General features: G+C 58.4%; 18 protein-coding genes, 1 pseudogene and 1 CRISPR repeat array. Of the genes and pseudogenes, 8 read left to right on the top strand and 11 right to left on the bottom strand.

Annotation, left to right across the window (positions count from 1 at the left end; translation table 11 throughout):
- Positions 1 to 155 precede the first annotated feature (155 nt).
- Positions 156 to 881: an inorganic pyrophosphatase gene (locus ACOOHD_RS18015; RefSeq protein ID WP_420459267.1), complete on the bottom strand. Its 726-nt coding sequence runs from the start codon at positions 879 to 881 to the stop codon at positions 156 to 158.
- A 208-nt stretch (positions 882 to 1089) separates the two neighbouring features.
- On the opposite strand from ACOOHD_RS18015, the gene ACOOHD_RS18010 reads away from it, so the two are divergent.
- Positions 1090 to 1863 carry a DJ-1/PfpI family protein gene (locus tag ACOOHD_RS18010; RefSeq protein WP_420459266.1) on the top strand — a complete coding sequence of 258 codons (774 nt, stop codon included), beginning with the start codon at positions 1090 to 1092 and terminating at the stop codon, positions 1861 to 1863.
- 8 nt (positions 1864 to 1871) lie between these two features.
- Here the strand turns inward: ACOOHD_RS18010 and ACOOHD_RS18005 are convergent, their stop codons facing one another.
- From ACOOHD_RS18005 to ACOOHD_RS17995, 3 genes are all read right to left on the bottom strand, one after another.
- Positions 1872 to 2207: a hypothetical protein gene (locus ACOOHD_RS18005; protein ID WP_420459265.1), complete on the bottom strand. Its 336-nt coding sequence runs from the start codon at positions 2205 to 2207 to the stop codon at positions 1872 to 1874.
- 7 nt (positions 2208 to 2214) lie between these two features.
- A complete protein-coding gene (locus ACOOHD_RS18000; protein WP_420459264.1) occupies positions 2215 to 3339 on the bottom strand; it encodes a PQQ-dependent sugar dehydrogenase in 1125 nt (374 codons plus the stop codon).
- Between the two features lie 78 nt (positions 3340 to 3417).
- Positions 3418 to 3855 (bottom strand): hypothetical protein, encoded by a 438-nt coding sequence (locus ACOOHD_RS17995; protein ID WP_420459263.1) that lies wholly within the window; start codon positions 3853 to 3855, stop codon positions 3418 to 3420.
- Between the two features lie 111 nt (positions 3856 to 3966).
- On the opposite strand from ACOOHD_RS17995, the gene ACOOHD_RS17990 reads away from it, so the two are divergent.
- The 3 genes from ACOOHD_RS17990 to ACOOHD_RS17980 all read left to right on the top strand — a co-directional run bounded on the left by ACOOHD_RS17990 (position 3967) and on the right by ACOOHD_RS17980 (position 5953).
- Positions 3967 to 5127 (top strand): patatin-like phospholipase family protein, encoded by a 1161-nt coding sequence (locus ACOOHD_RS17990; RefSeq protein WP_420459262.1) that lies wholly within the window; start codon positions 3967 to 3969, stop codon positions 5125 to 5127.
- Between the two features lie 77 nt (positions 5128 to 5204).
- Positions 5205 to 5444, top strand: coding sequence for a DUF4160 domain-containing protein (locus ACOOHD_RS17985; RefSeq protein ID WP_420459261.1), 240 nt, complete (start codon positions 5205 to 5207; stop codon positions 5442 to 5444).
- A complete protein-coding gene (locus tag ACOOHD_RS17980; protein ID WP_420459260.1) occupies positions 5441 to 5953 on the top strand; it encodes a helix-turn-helix domain-containing protein in 513 nt (170 codons plus the stop codon). Before ACOOHD_RS17985 ends, ACOOHD_RS17980 begins: the two co-directional genes overlap by 4 nt.
- A gap of 391 nt (positions 5954 to 6344) precedes the next feature.
- Positions 6345 to 7548: a CRISPR direct-repeat array (repeat unit 29 nt; unit sequence CTTTCAATTCCACAAGGTCCAATTCAGAG).
- Between the two features lie 46 nt (positions 7549 to 7594).
- On the opposite strand, the gene ACOOHD_RS17975 is transcribed toward ACOOHD_RS17980, so the two are convergent.
- Positions 7595 to 8614, bottom strand: a complete 1020-nt coding sequence (locus ACOOHD_RS17975) for an IS3 family transposase (RefSeq protein ID WP_420459259.1) — start codon at positions 8612 to 8614, stop codon at positions 7595 to 7597.
- Positions 8524 to 8733: pseudogene (tnpA, locus tag ACOOHD_RS17970) on the bottom strand (IS66 family insertion sequence element accessory protein TnpA); the annotation flags it as partial. The gene ACOOHD_RS17975 and the pseudogene tnpA, both read right to left, overlap by 91 nt.
- Positions 8734 to 9018: 285 nt before the next feature.
- Between tnpA and ACOOHD_RS17965 the strand changes: the two are divergent.
- Entirely contained in the window at positions 9019 to 9147 is a 129-nt protein-coding gene (locus ACOOHD_RS17965) for a hypothetical protein (protein WP_420459258.1), read from the top strand.
- Between the two features lie 86 nt (positions 9148 to 9233).
- Here the strand turns inward: ACOOHD_RS17965 and ACOOHD_RS17960 are convergent, their stop codons facing one another.
- The 3 genes from ACOOHD_RS17960 to ACOOHD_RS17950 form a co-directional block, all read right to left on the bottom strand.
- The gene (locus tag ACOOHD_RS17960) at positions 9234 to 10169 is read right to left on the bottom strand and encodes a helix-turn-helix transcriptional regulator (protein WP_420459257.1); all 936 of its coding nucleotides are present in this window, start codon (positions 10167 to 10169) and stop codon (positions 9234 to 9236) included.
- A 130-nt stretch (positions 10170 to 10299) separates the two neighbouring features.
- Positions 10300 to 11316 carry a hypothetical protein gene (locus tag ACOOHD_RS17955; RefSeq protein ID WP_420459256.1) on the bottom strand — a complete coding sequence of 339 codons (1017 nt, stop codon included), beginning with the start codon at positions 11314 to 11316 and terminating at the stop codon, positions 10300 to 10302.
- Positions 11300 to 11431 carry a hypothetical protein gene (locus ACOOHD_RS17950; RefSeq protein WP_420459255.1) on the bottom strand — a complete coding sequence of 44 codons (132 nt, stop codon included), beginning with the start codon at positions 11429 to 11431 and terminating at the stop codon, positions 11300 to 11302. Before ACOOHD_RS17950 ends, ACOOHD_RS17955 begins: the two co-directional genes overlap by 17 nt.
- Before the next feature lie 164 nt (positions 11432 to 11595).
- Between ACOOHD_RS17950 and ACOOHD_RS17945 the strand changes: the two genes are divergently transcribed.
- Positions 11596 to 12030: a cold-shock protein gene (locus ACOOHD_RS17945; RefSeq protein WP_420459254.1), complete on the top strand. Its 435-nt coding sequence runs from the start codon at positions 11596 to 11598 to the stop codon at positions 12028 to 12030.
- On the opposite strand, the gene ACOOHD_RS17940 is transcribed toward ACOOHD_RS17945, so the two are convergent.
- Entirely contained in the window at positions 12027 to 13190 is a 1164-nt protein-coding gene (locus ACOOHD_RS17940) for an ATP-binding protein (RefSeq protein ID WP_420459253.1), read from the bottom strand. The two genes, ACOOHD_RS17945 and ACOOHD_RS17940, sit on opposite strands and share 4 nt — an antisense overlap.
- 483 nt (positions 13191 to 13673) lie before the next feature.
- Here ACOOHD_RS17940 and ACOOHD_RS17935 point away from each other — a divergent pair, with 483 nt between their 5' ends.
- Positions 13674 to 13865 (top strand): hypothetical protein, encoded by a 192-nt coding sequence (locus tag ACOOHD_RS17935; protein ID WP_420459252.1) that lies wholly within the window; start codon positions 13674 to 13676, stop codon positions 13863 to 13865.
- Here the strand turns inward: ACOOHD_RS17935 and ACOOHD_RS17930 are convergent, their stop codons facing one another.
- Positions 13866 to 17714: a DUF7619 domain-containing protein gene (locus ACOOHD_RS17930; protein ID WP_420459251.1), complete on the bottom strand. Its 3849-nt coding sequence runs from the start codon at positions 17712 to 17714 to the stop codon at positions 13866 to 13868.
- A 180-nt stretch (positions 17715 to 17894) separates the two neighbouring features.
- On the opposite strand from ACOOHD_RS17930, the gene ACOOHD_RS17925 reads away from it, so the two are divergent.
- Complete coding sequence (locus ACOOHD_RS17925; protein WP_420459250.1) at positions 17895 to 18662, top strand: creatininase family protein; 768 nt, start codon at positions 17895 to 17897, stop codon at positions 18660 to 18662.
- Positions 18663 to 18823: the final 161 nt, after the last annotated feature.

Raw genomic sequence — 18823 nt, 5'->3', positions numbered from 1 at the left:
CCGGTACCTACCGGGGCTATGATCGTAAACGGCTAGCTAGCCCATTTGGTTATACGGCGTAAAAGTAGCACCTAAGCGACGCTATTCCTACGGTTTTGCCCGTATGACCTCATATTCTACTTTAATGCCACGTCCTCCGGCCCCCCACGGCCCGCCTAAAGACTGCTCAGGATGTCCTGCTGCCGCTGCCCGATACTGAGGGCCTCCATCAGCGTAGCGCTCATCATCGTTTCCAGATTGCCGTAGGTGTCGGCGTAGTCCTGCTGGCTGCGGCGGATCACCTCCTGGGCCTCCGCGCGGTTGTAGGTGTGGGTGATCTCCACCTCCACCTCGCTGCCGGGCAACTGCTTGTAGGTCAGGAAGTAGTGGCGCAGGCGGTTGAGGATGGGGTCGGGCATGTCGTCGATGTCCTCCCACTTGCCGTAGACCTCGTCATTGTCGAGTACGGCAATAATCTTATCGTCGGCCTCGCCGCCGTCGAGCATCCGGAAGCCACCGATGGCCTTGGCCTTCACGATGATGTTACCGTGGGTGACCTCGCGCTCGGTGAGCACGCAGATGTCCAGCGGATCGTCGTCACCTACAATATCCTGGCGGCCACACTGCTCCATACAGTAGGAGGCAACTTTATCCTTGCAGTAGGTCTGCGGGATAAAACCGTACAGCGCCGGCACGATGTTGGAGAACTTCTGCGGCCGGTCGATGATCAGGTAGCCCGATTTCTTATCTATCTCGTACTTGACCGTATCGGAGGGGATCACCTCGATGAAGGCACTCACGATGCGCGGAGCGCGGCTACCGATCTCGATGCCGTGCCAGGGGTGGCTCTTGTAGCGTAGACCGATGAGTTTCCAGAGTTTGTCGTAGGCGTCAGTTCCCATGGGGGGGGTGGGGTTTAGGGGGGGCAAAGGTAAGGGGTAAAGCTATGCGATAAACGATTCGCGCTAGGCGATATTGGATTTGTGGGACTTGGGACGGGGGACGAGGGAAGTGTGGCGGGGGGCGGGGCCGCAGGTGCAGCGCTACCGGGAACGGCAACGTCCGTCAACCCGCACTTCCCAATCGGGTTATTTACCGAATACCCTAGCCATGATCTACTCACGTACCGTTACGTTGCTCCTCGTCCTTTTAGTCCTCACCGGCTGCGACTTCTCCACCCCAGAGCAGTCCAGTGACGAAACGGCAACCGCTACCGAGGAAGTTGTCGGCGATCCCACCGCCGCCAGCAAGCACATCAAACCCTTTCGGGAAGACCTACCGACCATCGGTCTACTGATGTACGACGGCGTACTACAGAGTGAGGTCGTAGCCGCATCCGACGTATTCGGAAAACCCACCGAGGCCGGCGACCAACTCTTCAACGTCGTCACCATCGCCCAGACGACCGCGCATATCACCACCGAGGAAGGCCTGAAACTGGTACCCGACTACAATTTCGACAACGCTCCTACTCTGACGGTGCTCTTCGTGCCCAGCGCCTACGATATGTACGAGCAGGTGCACAACGAAAAGATCGTCGACTTCATCCGCCGTAAGAACGAGGAAACCACCTACACCGTCAGCAACTGCGCCGGTGCCCAACTGATTGGCGAATCCGGCATCGCCGACGGCCGCAAGATCGTCACCTGGATCGGCGGCGGCGAGCAACTCCAAATCGACTACCCCAACCTCAGGGTGCAGGACGACAGTAAGGTCACCTACGTCGAGGACGGGAAGTTCTGCTCCTCTAACGGCAACCTAGCCAGCTACGTCTCGGCGCTTAATGTGCTGGAGAAGATGAGTAGCCCCGCGCACCGGGAGTTCGTGGCCTCCTACCTGTATTTGGAACGCTTGCAGGAGTATAGATGGGATGAAGTGCAGTAAACCTGGGCCTACTGCCCATCCAATAGCGCAAGCAGGCGATCGGCAGCCTTTTCAACATCGTCGTACCCCTGCTGAGCAGCGCGCTGCTTGGCGGCGATCAGGCCAGCGTGGTGCACACGGCGAAAATCTCCGTAGGGGAAGCCGAAGCGCCCCTTGGTCTCCTTGCTCTTGTCCTCGTGGATGCTGAGGTGCCATTGGCTGTAGTCATCCCAGCCGTGCTTTTCGAGGTAATCGTTCTCCTCGTCGGTGGAGGGCTGAGCCTGGCTCCAGTCGCTGTCCTTGACGTACTGGCGAGACTTGATGAGGTCGGTGGCCTTCTTTTCGGCGGCTTCGTTGAGTTTCATAGCGGGCCTACTTGGTCTCGCGGAGGGGGCGAAGGTGAAGGACCTTACCGTTGTCGGCATCGGTAAGTACGTAGATAGAGCCGTCGGGGGCCTGCATGAGGGCACGGGTACGGGCTACCAACGGAATGCGTTCCACCTCCTCGGCTTCCATCCCGTTGACGGCTACGCGGACGATACCGGAGGCGGTAAGTCCTCCAATCAGGGCCGAGCCCTTCCACTCGGGGAACGCGTCGCCGGTGTAGAAAATCAGTCCGGAGGGAGAGATCGTCGGCGACCAGTGAATAGCCGCATCGGCGAACTCGGGGCGGGTGGTCGGGTCGGGGCGCGGAGAACCATCGTAGTCGTCACCCCAGCTCACGATGGGCCAGCCGTAGTTATTGCCGGACTGTATGGCGTTGAACTCATCCCCGCCCATGGGGCCCATCTCAGCTACCCAGAGCTGACCGGTGGCCGGGTCGATGGCCGCGGCCTGAATGTTGCGATTGCCATAGGAGTAGATTTCGGCGCGGGCGGTGTCACTGCCCACGAAGGGGTTATCGTCCGGTACGCTGCCGTCGCGGTTCAGACGCACCACGGTGCCAAGATGATTCTTTAAGTCCTGCGCCGGCTCGAACTGAAAGCGTTCGCCCATCGTGAAAAAGATGTGCCCGCTACTATCGAAAACGATGCGCGAGCCGAAGTGCTTCTGTCCCTTAAGTTTGTACTCCTGCACGAAGAGCGGCTCGAAGTCCTCGATCGCCTCACCCGTCCAGCGGCCGCGACCGAAGGCGGAAGAGGCCATGGAGTCCGGTCCGGGATCGGCGTAAGAGAGGTAGACGTACCGGTTGGTAGCAAAGTCGGGGTCGAGCACCACGTCGAGCAGTCCGCCCTGCCCCTCGGCGTAGACCTCCGGCACCCCGTCGATGGGATCGGACAGGGTTGAGTCCTGTAGGTTCAGCAGCCGTAGGTGGCCGGGGCGCTCGCTGAGCAGGATGCGACCGTCGGGCAGCATGGCCAGTCCCCAGGGGTGATCCAGGCTATCAGCGATGGTTTCGATCTTGACCGCCCCGGCCTCGGTGACGGCCTGGCCCTTCTGGGCGGCGAGGGGGGCAAACGCAAAGAGTAGGACGAAGGGCAGTAGGTAAGTAGGCATCGCTTGGGTTGGTTGTAGTGTTCGGGTGCACCGGTGGCACTACGGGGTAACCCAAGGGAAGGGAAAGGGGTTCAGGCGCTACTTCACCAGTAGCGTGGTACCGGTGCCCGTCAGGGTAAGCTGGGTGGGAAGAACTTCCGGGGTCAGGTAGGGGGAGAGGTCGAAGGCGTACGTTTCGGTCAGTATCACCTGGCAGGTGAAATCAGTTTCGTCCAGTCCGTCATCAAAGAAAAGGCGGGCGGAGGTCTGGGTGGGTAGTCTTCCGGCTACCTGCCCGAAGGTGAACAGATCCATGGACCAGTTCGCGGTAGAGCAACTGGTGGCGGCGATGATGACTTCCAGACACAGTCCGTCGATCTGGGCATCCACTAGTTGGAAGGGATCGGATTCCTCGCTGATGAGCCCGTCGCTAATGGTGATGGCGGGGCCGCAGCTGCGGCGAATGTCGTCGTCGTCATCTCCGCAGCTAGGGAGTAACAGCGCTAGGAGACAGAGGGTGGAAGGGAGAAATTTCACGGTTAAATTGTTTGGTGGGCTAGACGGTTGGGGGGCGGGGGGCGTTGGGGGGTGAGTGTTATGAGCGTGTTAGGGTTTTGGGGATGCGACGGTTACCGTACCTTCCACACCATGAAAAAGATCGCCCTCGTCCTCTCCGGTGGTGGCTTCAAGGGCGCCTTCCAGGTGGGCGCCCTGGCGTACCTACGCGACAACTGGGAAAAAATTGCTCCCGACCGGCCCCCACTGAGCTTTGACATCGTAGCGGGCGTTTCGGTGGGCTCGCTCAACGGACTGCTGGTGGCCCTCAACCGCTTCGACGTGCTCGAAAAGCTGTGGGACGACGTAGCCGAACGCGGCGTGCAGGAGATCTATACCTCCGATTTTATCGACACCACGGCGGGGCCGGATACGCCTAATCCTACCCTCAAACTGACCCTGGACTGGCAGGCCATCCGCAAAAACTTCCCGCAGACTACCCGTAATCTATTACTGCGGGCAGTATTCAGTCGCAAGGCCTTGTTACGTTCGCTGGCCGCCGAGTTTCAGCAATTCCGGGCCGTTGCGGATAATACACCCCTACGCAACAAGCTCCTGGGGATAGCCCGCCGCGAGGCTATCGGGAATACCATATTCAAGTGCGGATTCGTGTCGCTCAATGACGGCAAGTACTATTCCATAAGCCAGCACGAATTCAGCAGCGACACCGCCTTTGCTGACGGGGTACTGGCGTCAACGGCCATGCCCGTGGTCTGGCCCCCGGTAGAAGCGATCGCCACCGTAGACGGTACCGTACGCCAGGCAATCGACGGCGGAGTACGCGACGTCTCCCCCCTCGGCGATGTGATCAGAGAGATCGTCAAGGACGGATCGCCCGAAGACTACACCATCGTGATCATCAACACCAGCTCCGGCCGCATCGACCCCGAGGAGTTCGCCGACAAGAACATCGTCCAGATCGCCCTCCGCGCCCTGCTCGACGTAGCCATCACCGAGATCTTCAACAACGACATCCGCGAGTTCGTCGACAAGAACTACATCCTCTCCCAGGTCCGGGACAAGCTTCCCGACCAGCCCATCTACGACTACGACATAGAAACTGGTGGGCGGGGCAGGGCGCTGAAGTTTTTCAACGCCCTCATTATCCAACCCGAGGTCAACATACTCGGTGATACGCTGACGGCTAGCCCCGCCCAGCTCGCCTACCGCAGGAGTCACGGGCGGGCGCGGGCGGAGATCGCTTTGGGGCGGTATTTGGGGGCTGGGGGGGAGCGGGGGTTCGTGGTGATGTAGTAGAGGAGCTTTGGTGCGGGACGGAAACCGTCTCCAACAACTATTGCTTATGTTTGTTACCTAAACGGATAACTTGCATGCCACTCCTTCATGTCCTCGACGGAGTCAAAATACAGATGTTCATGAACGACCATCCTCCACCCCATTTTCATGTTGCTTTTGCCGAGCATAAGGCTCAGGTTGAGATTGCTACATTAGAAATTATAAATGGCAGTTTACCAAATCGGAAGCTAAAGTTAGTAGCTCAATGGGCCGCAGAAAATCAAACCGCCTTAGCGGAGCTCTTCGACCGATTGAATCCACCTATAAAGAGATGAAGCCCCTAGTCGACGTACTGAAAGTTATCGAGGTAAACGATTACCGTATTACTTGCGTGTTTAGTAATGGGGAGTATCGAAGGGTTGACCTGGACCAGCTACTTGATCAGTGGAAGCCTAACAAGGACGACTTGACCGCGGAACTCTACGATGTAGAGAAAGTCAAAAAGGTTATGGTCGAAAATGGTACCCTAACGTGGCCTAACATTACCATGTCGATACAATTGCTTGATGGGGAACAGGCTACTGTCGCTTTGGATCTTGACCCTATGGTTCTGTACGAAAACAGCGTGATCGACAAGAAACATGACAGTGCCTATAAGCTCGCAAGACAGCTCAAAAAAGCGCGGTTAGCCGCAGGATTGACGCAGGAGGCGCTTGCCAGTCGCGTGGGGACTTCCAAGTCCTACATCAGCCGAATCGAAAGTAGTAAATCGGACATTGGGTATAAGACCCTGCGGAAGATTGTGGAGGTGGGGTTGGGGAAGCGGTTGGAGATTGTGGGGTGAGAATTGAGTTTGGTTTCTGTAGTCTTAGTACAGGAGGGAAAGCGGGGGTTTAGTTTGGAGGCGTTAGTAGTCATTCCACAAGGTCCAATTCAGAGCCTGCATGATCCTAGTGCACCGCAAAGGCAAGGCGCACTTTCAATTCCACAAGGTCCAATTCAGAGGGGTAGAAGGGGTGCTCTACGCGGTTTGGGATACTGACTTTCAGTTCCACAAGGTCCAATTCAGAGCCGAATTGTCCATGGCATTGGGGGCCATTAAACTATCTTTCAATTCCACAAGGTCCAATTCAGAGCAGGCAGACCTGCAGCAGCAGCCAACTCACCCAGGGCTTTCAATTCCCAAGGTCCAATTCAGAGCGCTACGGCCGCCTCAGTAGCCCGTCCACTCACCGCCTTTCAATTCCACAAGGTCCAATTCAGAGCGTATTTCGGGCAGTGTCGGCCCCATGAGAACGCGCCTTTCAATTCCACAAGGTCCAATTCAGAGGCTGGTAGGCTTGGGCTCAAAGCCGCTGCCGTGGCAGCTTTCAATTCCACAAGGTCCAATTCAGAGCGAGCCCGCCCGGGGTGAGCAGACCCCCGGCGATACTTTCAATTCCACAAGGTCCAATTCAGAGCCACCTGCCTGCTGTACCAAGTGTTTGAAGAGGAGTACTTTCAATTCCACAAGGTCCAATTCAGAGTTGTGCTCTCACCCAATGGTGGACCCGGTGGTTACTGCTTTCAATTCCACAAGGTCCAATTCAGAGCGGAATACAAGTTTCGGGTACAGCGCTGCCCCTCCCTTTCAATTCCACAAGGTCCAATTCAGAGCAGGGGGGTTCCCCGGTGGTCCATGCGGCGCTGTAGACTTTCAATTCCACAAGGTCCAATTCAGAGGGAGCACGGCCTCCAGGTAGAGGTCACGGAGGTTTCCTTTCAATTCCACAAGGTCCAATTCAGAGCAACCCCCTTGGAATTGATCCGGAGGTGCCCCGTGCCTTTCAATTCCACAAGGTCCAATTCAGAGGAAACCCGTGTGGGACTGTACCAACCCCTACTACAACTTTCAATTCCACAAGGTCCAATTCAGAGCCCGGGCCGGGGTGGAATTATGGCTACGCCTAAGTGACTTTCAATTCCACAAGGTCCAATTCAGAGTTTGGCGTCGGTGGTGGTGAGGATGCGTTCGAGGGCCTTTCAATTCAACAAGGTCCAATTCAGAGGTTCCGGACATCCAGCGCATACAGCCAGGCGCTCGGCTTTCAATTCCACAAGGTCCAATTCAGAGGTTGTTCGGCTAATAGCTGGTCCTCCAAATCAAGTACTTTCAATTCCACAAGGTCCAATTCAGAGAAAGACACATACAAATGAAAGCACTACGAACCTCGTTCTTTCAATTCCACAAGGTCCAATTCAGAGGCCCGGGCATTTGGTCAGTATCTTTATTCCACACGCTTTCAATTCCACAAGGTCCAATTCAGAGAGTTGGTTTTGACAATTCCCGCCCGCTCGTTCTCTGCTTTCAATTCCACAAGGTCCAATTCAGAGTTGTGGTAGACGAAAGCTCCATCCTAAAAAATGGCGACTTTCAATTCCACAAGGTCCAATTCAGAGGCCCAGGCAGTCGGCAGCGCCGGCCGGAACGTGCTGTAGGCTTCCCTTAAGCCGCTACCGCTGAATAGTAGAATTTCTGATGTTCGATTTCATGTTCGGCCGGCGTTTGGTGACCCAAGCTCGCGTGGGGGCGGTCCAGGTTGTAGGTCAGCGACCAGTGCTGCATCTCCTCGTTGAGCTCCTCCAAGGTCGTGAACCACGTCAAATCTAGGCATTCCACCCGTAGGGTCTTGTTGAGGCGTTCGATCAGACCGTTCTGCGTCGGCTTACCGGGCTGGATGAAGCGTAGCTCTACCCCCTGGTGGGTAGCCCATTGCTTGAGTTGATGACTGATAAACTCCGGTCCGTTGTCACAGCGGATGTAGCTGGGTCGACCCCGTACCTCGACCACCTGATCGAGCACCTCGATCAACTTACGGGCTGAGATGCTGGTGTGCGCTTCGGTCCACAGGGCGCGCCGGGAACATTCGTCCATGATGTTGATCACCCGCACCGACTTTTGCCCCGGTCCCACTACCCAGTCGCTGACAAAGTCCATGGCCCAGCCCTCGTTGATGCCCTCGGGGGCTAGCAGGGCCTGGTACTCGCGGTGGATACGCTTACGTTTTGGTGGGCGGCGCAGGTTGAGCCCCTCCCGCTTCCAGATACGGTACATCCGTTTATGATTGAAGGTATGCTCGGGCTTACGCCTCAGCCAGTGAAAGATCTTCCAGAAGCCCCAGTATGGGTGTTTCTCACAAGCTTGGCGTAGTACGGCCGCCAACTCTTCATCCGCTACCTCAGGACGGTGGCCCCGCTTTCTTGCATAGTAGGTCTGCCGACGAAAGCCCAAGACGCAACAGCACTTACGGATGCTCCGAGAGTCATCCCGCTGCCGGATCACGTCGATCATTTCTTCTTGACGTCTTGGGCCTGCCACTTTTTTAGCATCGAGTAACCTTCCTGCAGGATCTCGTGATTCATACTGAGTTCGGCGTACATCTTCTTCAGATGGGCGTTTTGCCGTTCTAGCTCGGCAAGGCGACGCTCCTCTGCTTTGCTGTCGTCTTGATGGCCTTTCTTCCATTTGTAGAAGGTAGCGGCGCTGATTTGGTGCTCGCGGCACAGGTCAGCCACGCTGCTGCCCGCGTCGTGCTGGGCCAGGATGGCCTGCTGCTGGGTCTTGGTGAATTTGCTCTTTCGCATGGTGCTAAGTTTAGAAGTAAAGTTAAGGGTTACTTCTACTTATCCATGGTAACGGCGATGGGGAAGCCTACAATAGGGCCTACTGGCTGGATCTCTTTTCCAAAACACGGATGGATCGTAGAAAACGCCGTTTCGATAAGGGGTTTGTGGAACTTGCTTTTACCCGTTCCCGTTAAATAAGCTACCTTGTCCGCCCTAGGCTTTTCGACAATGGAAGACCAAAGCTCAGTCCCTCCCGCCATCCAAGCGAGCGATCTCCTTGAACAGATCGACAAAGTCAATCGTATGATCGACCTACACGTAGAAGATGCCTTCATGCGAGAGCAGTACGTAAGCTTACGCCAGGACTTCCTTGACCAGCTCAATGAGGTATTGCAAACCTTCCGGCTACGCCCGACTGAGCTTGCTGCATAGTTTTGCCAGATTTTCTCTCGTAAGATTGAACTCATCGTTGTCGCTGTAATCGTCCGGCAAACCTACTCCCCAACCCACCCCAAAAATCAGGGTGACCCCCGAACTCCCCCACCCCACCTATCTCGTAGCGCCCCGATTTCCTCCTCCAGCCGCACCAACAAACTAGCCGGCCCCCGCACCTCCACATGCTGCCAGTTCGCCAGCAGAAAGGGCAGCAGGCCGATATACTTCGCATTCACCCGTCCCTGGAAGTCGTAGGTGTTGACCGTTTTGCCGGCGACGATGTGCTGGCGGGCCTGGGGGTGGCGCTCTACCAAGTCGTTGTAGGCGCTAACTTTTAGCGTGAGGTGCACCAGCTCGGTCTTGTCCATCACGATGTTAAAGGCATCGGCCTGCCGGTAGTAGTGCTCCTGCTCGCACATCCAGAATTCGTCGAGGAGGGTGACCCGCTCGATGCGGGAGAGCATGAAGAAGGAGGTGCGCCGCTTATCGGCGGCCACGTCGTAGGCGCGGATCATGCCCCGCTCCGGTTCTACGGCAAAGGCTTCGACCTTGCGGTCGCGGACGTCGTTGCCGGACCGGCTGCGGTAGCCCACCAGCAAGATGCGGCGCTTTTCTTTACACGCCCGCTCGATGTCATTGATCTTTTCGAGCTCGGGTTCGCGGAGGGCTTCGAGGCCGAGTTGCTGGTAGTCGTAGAGCGATTCGAGCTTGTTGTACAGTTGGGTAGCTTCCGCGGTGGGGAGCTGGCCGAGTAATCTCTTCAATCGCGTCTTATCGTCTTCTGAGAGTGGCGCGAGGTAGTCCAGCTCCTTGAATCCCCGCCGGGGCACCACGTAGTAGCGGTAGTGCTGGTCGTACTGGATGTCGATGCCCGCCTCCCGGAGGTTGTTTATGTAGCCGGTGACGGTGTCCAGTTTCGGCACCCCGAGGTATTCGGCCAGGTCCTTTCGTTGTAACCGCCCCGGTGCCGCCAGCAAGCGTAATAGCAGGCGAACGGCATTGGTAGTCGGCGTAGGCATCGGGAGCTCAAGTAATAAAATAATTGGCGGTTAAAACACCCCATGCCCTACCCCATTGGGTCGAGCTAGGTGATCGTGCTTTCACCACCCGTACTGCACCTGCGGCCCCGCCCTCTGCCCCTATCTTGTTCTAACCCACCACCCTACACCGCCCCTCCCGCAGGTCCTTCTCCACATACTTGAACTTCGTATTCTCCTTGCGGCTCCCGTCCTCATACTCCACCGTGATGCGGTCATTGCGGCCGTAAGAAAAGCGCTCATGCGGCGGCGGGCTGGGCGGAGGAGTAGCAGTGTGCCGGGGCAGATCAAGCCCCGCGTTATAGCGAGTAATATAGGCATCGAGCTGCTGCCGGTCGGTAGGGTCGATGCCCTCGTCCTGCATGCCCATCATGAGGGTTTTGCTGATGCCCCAGCGGCTGGGATCCATGGCCCGGGCGGGTAACTTCTTCGCGGCGGCGCGAGCGGCACGTAGTACTTTAGGTGCGTCGCGGAGGCGGCCGGACTGGCCCAACCAGTCGAGGTAGGTGACACAGGTATCGGCCAGCCGGACATAATAATCCCGGTTCGCGCTCAACTTACGCGGCATGACGTCCAGCATCACCTCTTCGACGGCGTAGGGGGTGTACTCTTCCGGGGTAGTTACGTCGGCGTAGTTAAAGGCCATGTCCATGAATAACTCGATACTACCGACTTGCTGACTAAAGTCATCTTCCTCCGCACCGGACTGCCGTAGGTAAGTAGCAAATGCGTCTAGTGTCTCCTGTTTATGGCGTTGAAAAGTAGCCTCATACTCTTCTTCGGTTTCGGCAAGCTGCTCATCGAGAAGCTGCTCTATGCGGGCCACCGCGGCGCGGTAGGTGGCTTCCGTATCACGGCGGGGCGCGGGTACGAGCTGGTCCAGTCCGAAGGCGTACTGGTAGGGATCGAGCCCCTCCTCGTCCATTTGTCGTACATCGTCGGCCGTAAAATGGGCAAGCGAATCGGCGTCCAGACTGATCAGTGCATAGCCTTCCGCTGGGTCCAGTGAGATAATTTTGCCACCAAAGTGTTCGGCCATCGGCTCGTGCCGGTCGTCATCGAGCTCGGCCAAGAAGTCCGGGCGAGCACGTACGTAGTCGCCGACTTTGAATTTAGTGTCTACCGCCATCTTTTTTGCACGAAAATAGGAGCAACGCAGGTAGTACACCCCCGGCCATGGCCCCCTCCGTGACGCGGGGGAGCTCGGCTAGGGCGTCTTGGTGGGCGGATAGCGTGATACGCATGGGGTAAAAGTAGGGCGCATTTACGATCCCTCCCGCCATCCCACCAGCTCTACCGCATCCCGCGACCCCGCCCCCACAACTAACCCCAACCCCACCGGTTGTAACTTATCCAATCAAACAACAAGCGGCCTCGACACCCCGTCCAGACAGCTTAAATACTACCTATGGCTATCAGTTTTAACAAGAAAGAACGCGAAAAGAAACGGCAAAAGAAAAAGCGCGACAAGCAGTACGCCCGCGAGCAGAAAAAGGATAGTCCCCTCAACCCACCGGAGTTCATGTACGTCGGTCTGGACGGCAACCTCACCACCCAGCCGCCCGATCCCGCCCTGCGCCAGTCGGTCGACATCGAAGACATCGACATCAGTACGCCCTCTTCGGTAAAGTCCGATACCTCGAAGTTCACCAAGACGGGCACCGTGAAGTTCTTCAATACCGAGAAGGGCTACGGCTTCATCGAGGAAAGTACCAGTAAGGAGAGCTTTTTCGTACACGTCGACAACCTGGAAGAGCCCGTTAAGGAGGGTGACCGGGTGAGTTTCGATACGGGCAAGGGACCAAAGGGGCCGGTGGCGGTATCGGTGAAGCTGGCGGCTTAGAACAGTTCAGCTAATTCGGCTGGCCCTACCACTCGAATGCCCTCCCGTAGCAAATAACTTTCTTCTACCGGCGCAACGACGTACTGATGCTTGGGGCGTAAGTCTTCGACCGACGAAAAGTACCCCCGCCGCAGACTCGGTGCCGATGAATGCTTGACTTCCACTACTGCGTACGGTATTCCTCCCCGGAGGATGACCAGATCAACTTCGGCCCCTCCCTGGGTGCGGTAGAAAAAGTATTCGGCCCAGCCGGGTTTTAGCGCCCACAGCTCTTCCAGGACGAACGTTTCCCAACTGCTGCCGATCGCAGGGTGGCCGAGTAGGTCCGTCGGAGTGTCGATTCCTAACAATGTATGAAGGACTCCGGTATCCCGCAGGTAGAGTTTAGGAGATTTGGTGAGTCGCTTGCCTACGTTGGCGTAGAAGGGCGGTAGCCGGCGTAGCAGAAACGCCTGCTCGAAGAAGGTGAGGTATCTGTCCAGGGTCCTGACATTGAGGTCCAGTCCACTGGCGAGTTTGGTTTTGTTGAGTAGCTGTCCGTTATCGTGCGCAAGCATTGTCCACAGTCGCCGCAGCACGACGGGGTCGGCGCCGAGGCCGAGGCGAGGAAGTTCCCGCTCGACGTACGAACGCACGAAATTTAGCCGCCACTCCTGACTGGCTTCTGCGTCCAATGCTAGCACACTATCCGGGAAGCCACCCCTTAGCCATAGCGTTCGGTAGTCTACGGTAGAGCGTACCTCGGAAAAGGTCAGGCCGTGGAGGTCCAGGTAGGCGATACGGCCGGCCAGGCTCTCGGAACTTCCCCGTAATAATTCGGCTGATGCAGACCCCAGGAAGATGAAACGACCGGGTTGCCGGTACCGATCAATGGCCCCCCGGAGCTCAGCAAACAGTCCCGGTTGCCGGTGGATCTCATCCAGGATGACCAACTGCTCCCGGTGCAGTTCTACGAAGCTTTCCAGATCCCGCAGTTTCGCCAAATCCGCCTGCCGCTCTAGGTCGAGGTAGACGGATGGTTTGCCTACCTGATTGCGTATTGCCTGCACCAAGGATGTCTTTCCTACCTGCCTGGGACCCAGTACTGCCACGGCTGGAAACTGCTGAATTAAGCGCGTCAGTCGATGCTCGAGTATGCGTGGTAGGTATAGAGTATCCATGTAAATCGTGTAGTGGCGTACAAGATTTACAAAGATAAGGTGCTGATGCTTTCTTCGTGGTTGGCGCTCGTTAGGAGAGACTCCCCTTTAGTTTGTCTGCCAGCTCAGCCCACTCCGCAATACTCCGCTGCTCCCGCTGAATACCCCGACGTACAAGTAAAATGATGAGCGTAGCCCCCACCGCGTAGCTACCCCCGAAAAGAAGGGCCCAGCTGGCATCTATGACTACAGAGGTCGTTTGCCCTTTGGAGTCCGGTGGAGGTGGGAATGTTACGCTGGGATGGAAAGAGATTTCACGGCCGATCCGTGGTATCGGGGCCGGGGCCGCAGGTGCAGTGTAAATTGAACCGCACTTTTTATGCAGTAAGAACATTATGTTTGCACTACATAAGATTTGCATGCCCTTCTACAATCGACAGACCGAACAGGTTTAATTGCGCCGTGCTCTCGGTCACCCGGCCACACGATGGGTCATCCTTATTGGTGGGAGAATGCAAGTGGTCCGAGGTCACGAATGCTTCCCGACTACGGCGAGAACTGGTAGAAAAAGCGACAAAACTACCCTTCTACCAGGGGGAGCCTATCCGCACGATCCTCTTCGCCCGGGAGCTCCAAGCGCAGGATGACGGCGAATGCTGGACTCCCCGGGACGTGCTGGAACAACTAATCGGCTAATCAGCGCACCACCACCCGCCGCACCCCCGTCCCGCTTTCGGTGTCCACCCGCAGCACATACACCCCACTAGGCAGCGCCTGCACCGAAACCTCCCCCGTACCCGGCCCGTAATCACCCACCAGCCGACCCTCCAGCGTATAGAGCTGCACCCCTTGAATAGCCTCGACACTGCGGATGTACAGGCGTCCGGAGGTAGGATTGGGGAACACCTCCAGGGAAGACTGCACCTGCGGCCCCGCCGTATTGGAGACCGGGTCCTGTACCTCGATGAAGCGGTTGCGGACCACGTTGGTAATAATGGGAGGGTTCTGGTCGAAGTAGATGGCCGCCCGGTTGCTGAGGGTGTCGCCCACGGCAATGTCCTCGTCGACGCGCAGGGCGAAGCGGACGTAGCCGTCGTTGAGGCTATCCTGGAAGGGAAGGTAAATGTCCTCGAGGCTGAAGCGGAGGACGCTTAGACTATCGCTCTGCTCTAAGAAGTCGACCGTGGCGGTATGACTGGCCTCCAGGAAGGTCACCGACTCCGGCTGGAAGCGGCCGTGGAGGGTATCGATGATCCAGACGTCCTTGGCCGGGAAGTTACCCGTGTTCTCGAAGCGGATGGTGTAGGTGAGCCACTTCCGGTCGAGCTCAGTGTCGTTGGTCTTGGTGACTACGCCGCCGTCCACGAGCTTGTCGTTGGGATCGTAGCTACTGAAGATGGGGGCCCGGTAGGGAGATGGGGCGTAAACGTCTTCCGGGTCCTCGTAGGGCGGGTCTTCGTAGATGTCGTCGGGGGAAACGTAGGGGGAGTTAGGATCGTCGAAGGGATCGAGGGGCGCGGGACCGGGCAGCGTAGGATCGTCGTCGGGGTAGATGAATACCGTGCCGCCGCCGTTGGGACCGTTATCGTTGAGGTCGGGGCTATCCACCCGGCCGGGGGTGTAGACGATGACCGTGCCGTTGGATCGAGCCTGGAATACCTCCGTAACGACCTCGATGACGAGCGTCTGCCGGGGCTGGAGGTCGCCGACGCTTAGCGTGGTAGCTACGGTATCGACGCTAGTGCGAAAGGCGGGCGTTACCTCTACGGTTTCGCGGTCGTACCTCGTCGGAGAAAGCTGTCGGATGGACCAGCGGTGGCTGCGGGGTTCGATGGTCAAATAGTCGATCAGCAGCGGCACGCCGGTCGGGCTTAACCGGGTGACACGCACGGTTTTTACCGCGGGGAGCTCATTGTCGGTGCCCTCTTCGGCGTTGAAGTATAAGAACTCGATGTCGAGCTCGCGGAAGGGCTCGGTGAGCGACAGATTGGTCACCGCCGTGGTGAAGGTGTTGGTAAAGCCCTCGCGCTCAAAGCCCCACACACCGATCTTGTTGGCCGTTTGAAAGTAGAGGCTGTTGTATTCCTTTACTTCGAGGCGGAAGTCTCTGACGAGGTAGTTGCGGTCGGTGGCGTCCACGGCGATGGTCTGTTGGCGGTCGCGGGAGAAGTAGATCCGGCCCAGGGTGGTCAGCGTGATGCGGTAGTCCTGGTTGGCCTCCGTCAGTATAGTGGCGTAGCGGCCCGCGTCGTCGGTGAGGCGCATTACAGTGCGACCGGCCACGGTGATGGCGACGGGCTGGTTGGGCACCTCCTCGCCCGCATCGTAGCTGCCGTTCTTGTTCAGGTCGGCGTACACGCGGCCGCTGAGCGTGCGCTCCTCGCCCCCGGGGCGGTAGCTCGGGGCGGTGAGGTCGTCGATGATCTTGAATACGGTGGCCTGCCCCTCTACCCACAGGTTACCATTGGCGTCCAGCCCCAGGGCGGTAGACCCGTACAGATTCGTAAAGGGCAGTAAGGCTTCCACGCGCCGGGTGGTGATGGTGGGCGTGGCGTCCAGGTTCTCCAGGGTGTGGATGGTACCTACGAAGTCCGTGAGCAGAAACAGCCGACCCGTAGTATCGACGGCGGCATCGTGAATGGTACGCAGTTCGTCATAGTCGGCACTCGTGTGCAGGTGGTAATCGCTGCCGTCGTAGTACACCAGCCCCCGCTGGGCGATAAAATACATGCTGCCGTCGGGACCGGGCAGTACGCGCCGGGGGGCACCAAAACTCACGCCGGGGGAATAGCGGGTAGTATCGCCGGTGACGGGGTCGTAGCTGATGATGGGCATGCCCTGTCCGCGGTCCTGTCCGGCCAGCCAGACGCGGCCGCCGTCGCCGTTGGCAAAGTTATAGACATCGCTGTACGCCTGTCCCCCACCGGGCAGGGTGTCGCGGGCGATGAGTTGTCCGTTGACCGTTCGGATATATTCACCGGTGGCGCGGCTAAAGAAAGATACCACGTTGCCGTAGGCGGAGGGAATGAGCCCGCTGGGGAGCGCGCCGGAGATGAGCCGGTCTACGGGCCGGTCGAGTAGCCGCCAGGCAGTGGTGCCGTCGACCGTACCGTAGTAAACCAGCCGCCCTCGGTCATCGACTGCGGGCGTCTGCGGGGCCAGATTGGACAGCTTACGCGAGCGAAGACCGTGGTCTTCTCCGATGTAGGTGACGATCTTATCCGCTGAGCTCAATAAATACATTCCACCCCGCCGGTCGGGGGCAAAGTATTCGAAGCGCTCCAGCTCCCAGTAGCTGTAGTTGGTGGGCCGGTCGTCGTTGCGGGTGGTGAAGTTGTCGGCGGCGTCGCGGATGAGCACCTCGGCATTATTGGTATTACCGGTGCTAAAATCGTTGGTCAGGTAATAGGTACGGCCGGCGTGGCGCTCGACGGAGGTGGGGGTGTAGGTGATCGGCAGCCCCAGGGCGGCGAGACTGTCGCGGCCGACGAAGGTCCACTCCGGAGTCCCGCCACTTACGTCCAGGTCCACGTAGCCGAAGTCGTTGGTAAATACGGCCGTGATACGATCGTCGGCCAGCACCGCCAGGTCCCGAAAGGCCAGTTCGATGTTGGCGTTGCCGGGCCGGGTCAGTACGTATTCGGTGAAGGTGGTATCGCTCAGGTCAAGGCGCACGACGGCACCACGGTTCGTTCCAGTCTGGGTGAGCCATGCCCTGCCGTCGTCGGCAAAGTCAATATCGGTAACGGTATTGAGGGGCAGCTTGCCGTTGTCGGCGCTTAGGCTGGTTACGGCGTAGTTATCTTCCGGATTGATCAGAAACAAGCCCTGGGTAGTCCCCAACCATAACTGGTCGTCGTGAAAGGCAAAGGTCGCCCCGTTCGAACCGACGGACTGTACCTCCGGTAATCCATCCAATTCACTTACCTCACTAGCGCCCCCACTTTCCGCATCGTAACGATAAAGTCTGATGTCACGAAAGGAGGCCCCCAGGGCGTAGACCCGGTCCTGGTTGGCATCATAGGCGAAATTGACGATACCCTGCTGAGTGGTGGCCGGCACCTCGGCGATCGCTGTAGTGGTCAGGTCATAGGTATAGTAGAGGCGCCGGGAGGTGCTGGTGATGTTGAAGTGCACCCGGCCATCGGCATCTACCAGTCCGGTCTCGATTTGCCCCTCGTTGGTGATCTCCCCGCGGAAGTCGCGTACGCCCACGGCGGGGTTCGGCACGTTCTCCCAGCTACCATCGGCGTGGCGGATGCTCAGTCCGCCGCGGGTCACGTACACCTCGCTGTCGTTGAAGTAATTGGGTAGCATCTCCAGTACGCCGCGACCGCTCAGGCCCAGGCTCTGCGTGACTACACCAAGGTTACCGGCTCCGTCGCAGAAGCTGAGGCGACCGGCGGCTTCCGGCACGTCCTCGCCGCACTGCCCCATGAAGTAGGTCACGCGGGTACCCGGCAGGTACTGCTCGATGCGCCGGACGTCCTGGGCGGGTAGTAGGAGGGGAAGGAAGAGGAGTGGGAGGAGTAGTCGTAGCAGCATACTGTCGGGGGTGTGTCTGTATGCTTTATGCGGGGAATGGGGCGGGTGTTACACAATAGTTTTGGCAGGGGGCGGGGCCGCGGGTGCAAAGTTGCTCGGGATAGCCGTCGGACGGTTCTAAACCGTCCGACGGCTAGCACCGACGGTCTCCGAGGTATTTTAGTCGAAAACCACCCCCCCATGCCCCGCCCCTACCTCCTCGCCGAAACCAACTACAAGCACCTCCAGGACGCCACCGTAGACCTGGCCATCCTGCCCTGGGGGGCCACCGAGGCCCACAACTACCACCTACCCTACGCCACCGACAACATCGAGGCCGAGGGCATCGCCACCGAGGCCGCCCGCCAGGCCTGGGAGCGGGGGGCAAAGATCATGGTACTGCCCACCATCCCCTTCGGCATCAATACGGGGCAGGCCGACATCTTCCTCGACATCAACCTCAACCCCACCACCCAGCTCGCCATACTGGACGATGTGGCCGCCACCCTTGACCGCCAGGGGGTAAAAAAGCTACTCGTCTTCAACGGCCACGGGGGCAACAGCTTTAAGGTGCTGCTCAAGGAACTCGGACTGCGCTACCCGGAGATGTTCTTCTGTACCTCCGACTGGTTTCGGGCGCTCGACAAATCGGCCTACTTCACGGAAGGAGGCGACCACGCCGACGAGATGGAAACCAGCCTCGTCCTGCACCTACGCCCCGACCTGGTGCTGCCCCTGGAGGAAGCCGGAGCCGGTCGCGAGCACAAACACCGCATCGCCGCCTTCGCCGAGGGCTGGGTCACCCACGAGCGCCGGTGGTCACGCGTCACGGCCGACACTGGTATCGGCGACCCGCGCCAGGCTACCGCGGAAAAAGGCGCTCGCTACTTTCGGGACGTGACCGCCAAATTCGCCGACCTTTTCGTAGAGCTGGCGGCCCTGAAGGTGGAGCGGATGTATGAGGAGTAGGTCGGGCTGCCGGACCCCGAGCAGCGGTTGCATTACTGCACTGGGGGGTTGTGGAGGCGCCTAGTCTGAAAAATAGTTTGGATCAGGCAATCGCGGGCAGCCAACAACCCATCCAGCACCAAGCGAGCGGGGCCGCAGGTGCACCGCAGATTGAACCGCAC

Source organism: Neolewinella sp. (assembly GCF_965214665.1).
Taxonomy (GTDB): Bacteria; Bacteroidota; Bacteroidia; order Chitinophagales; family Saprospiraceae; genus Neolewinella.
The sequence above is the reverse complement of the archived record's forward strand: the minus strand, read 5'-3'. Positions and strand labels throughout refer to the sequence as shown.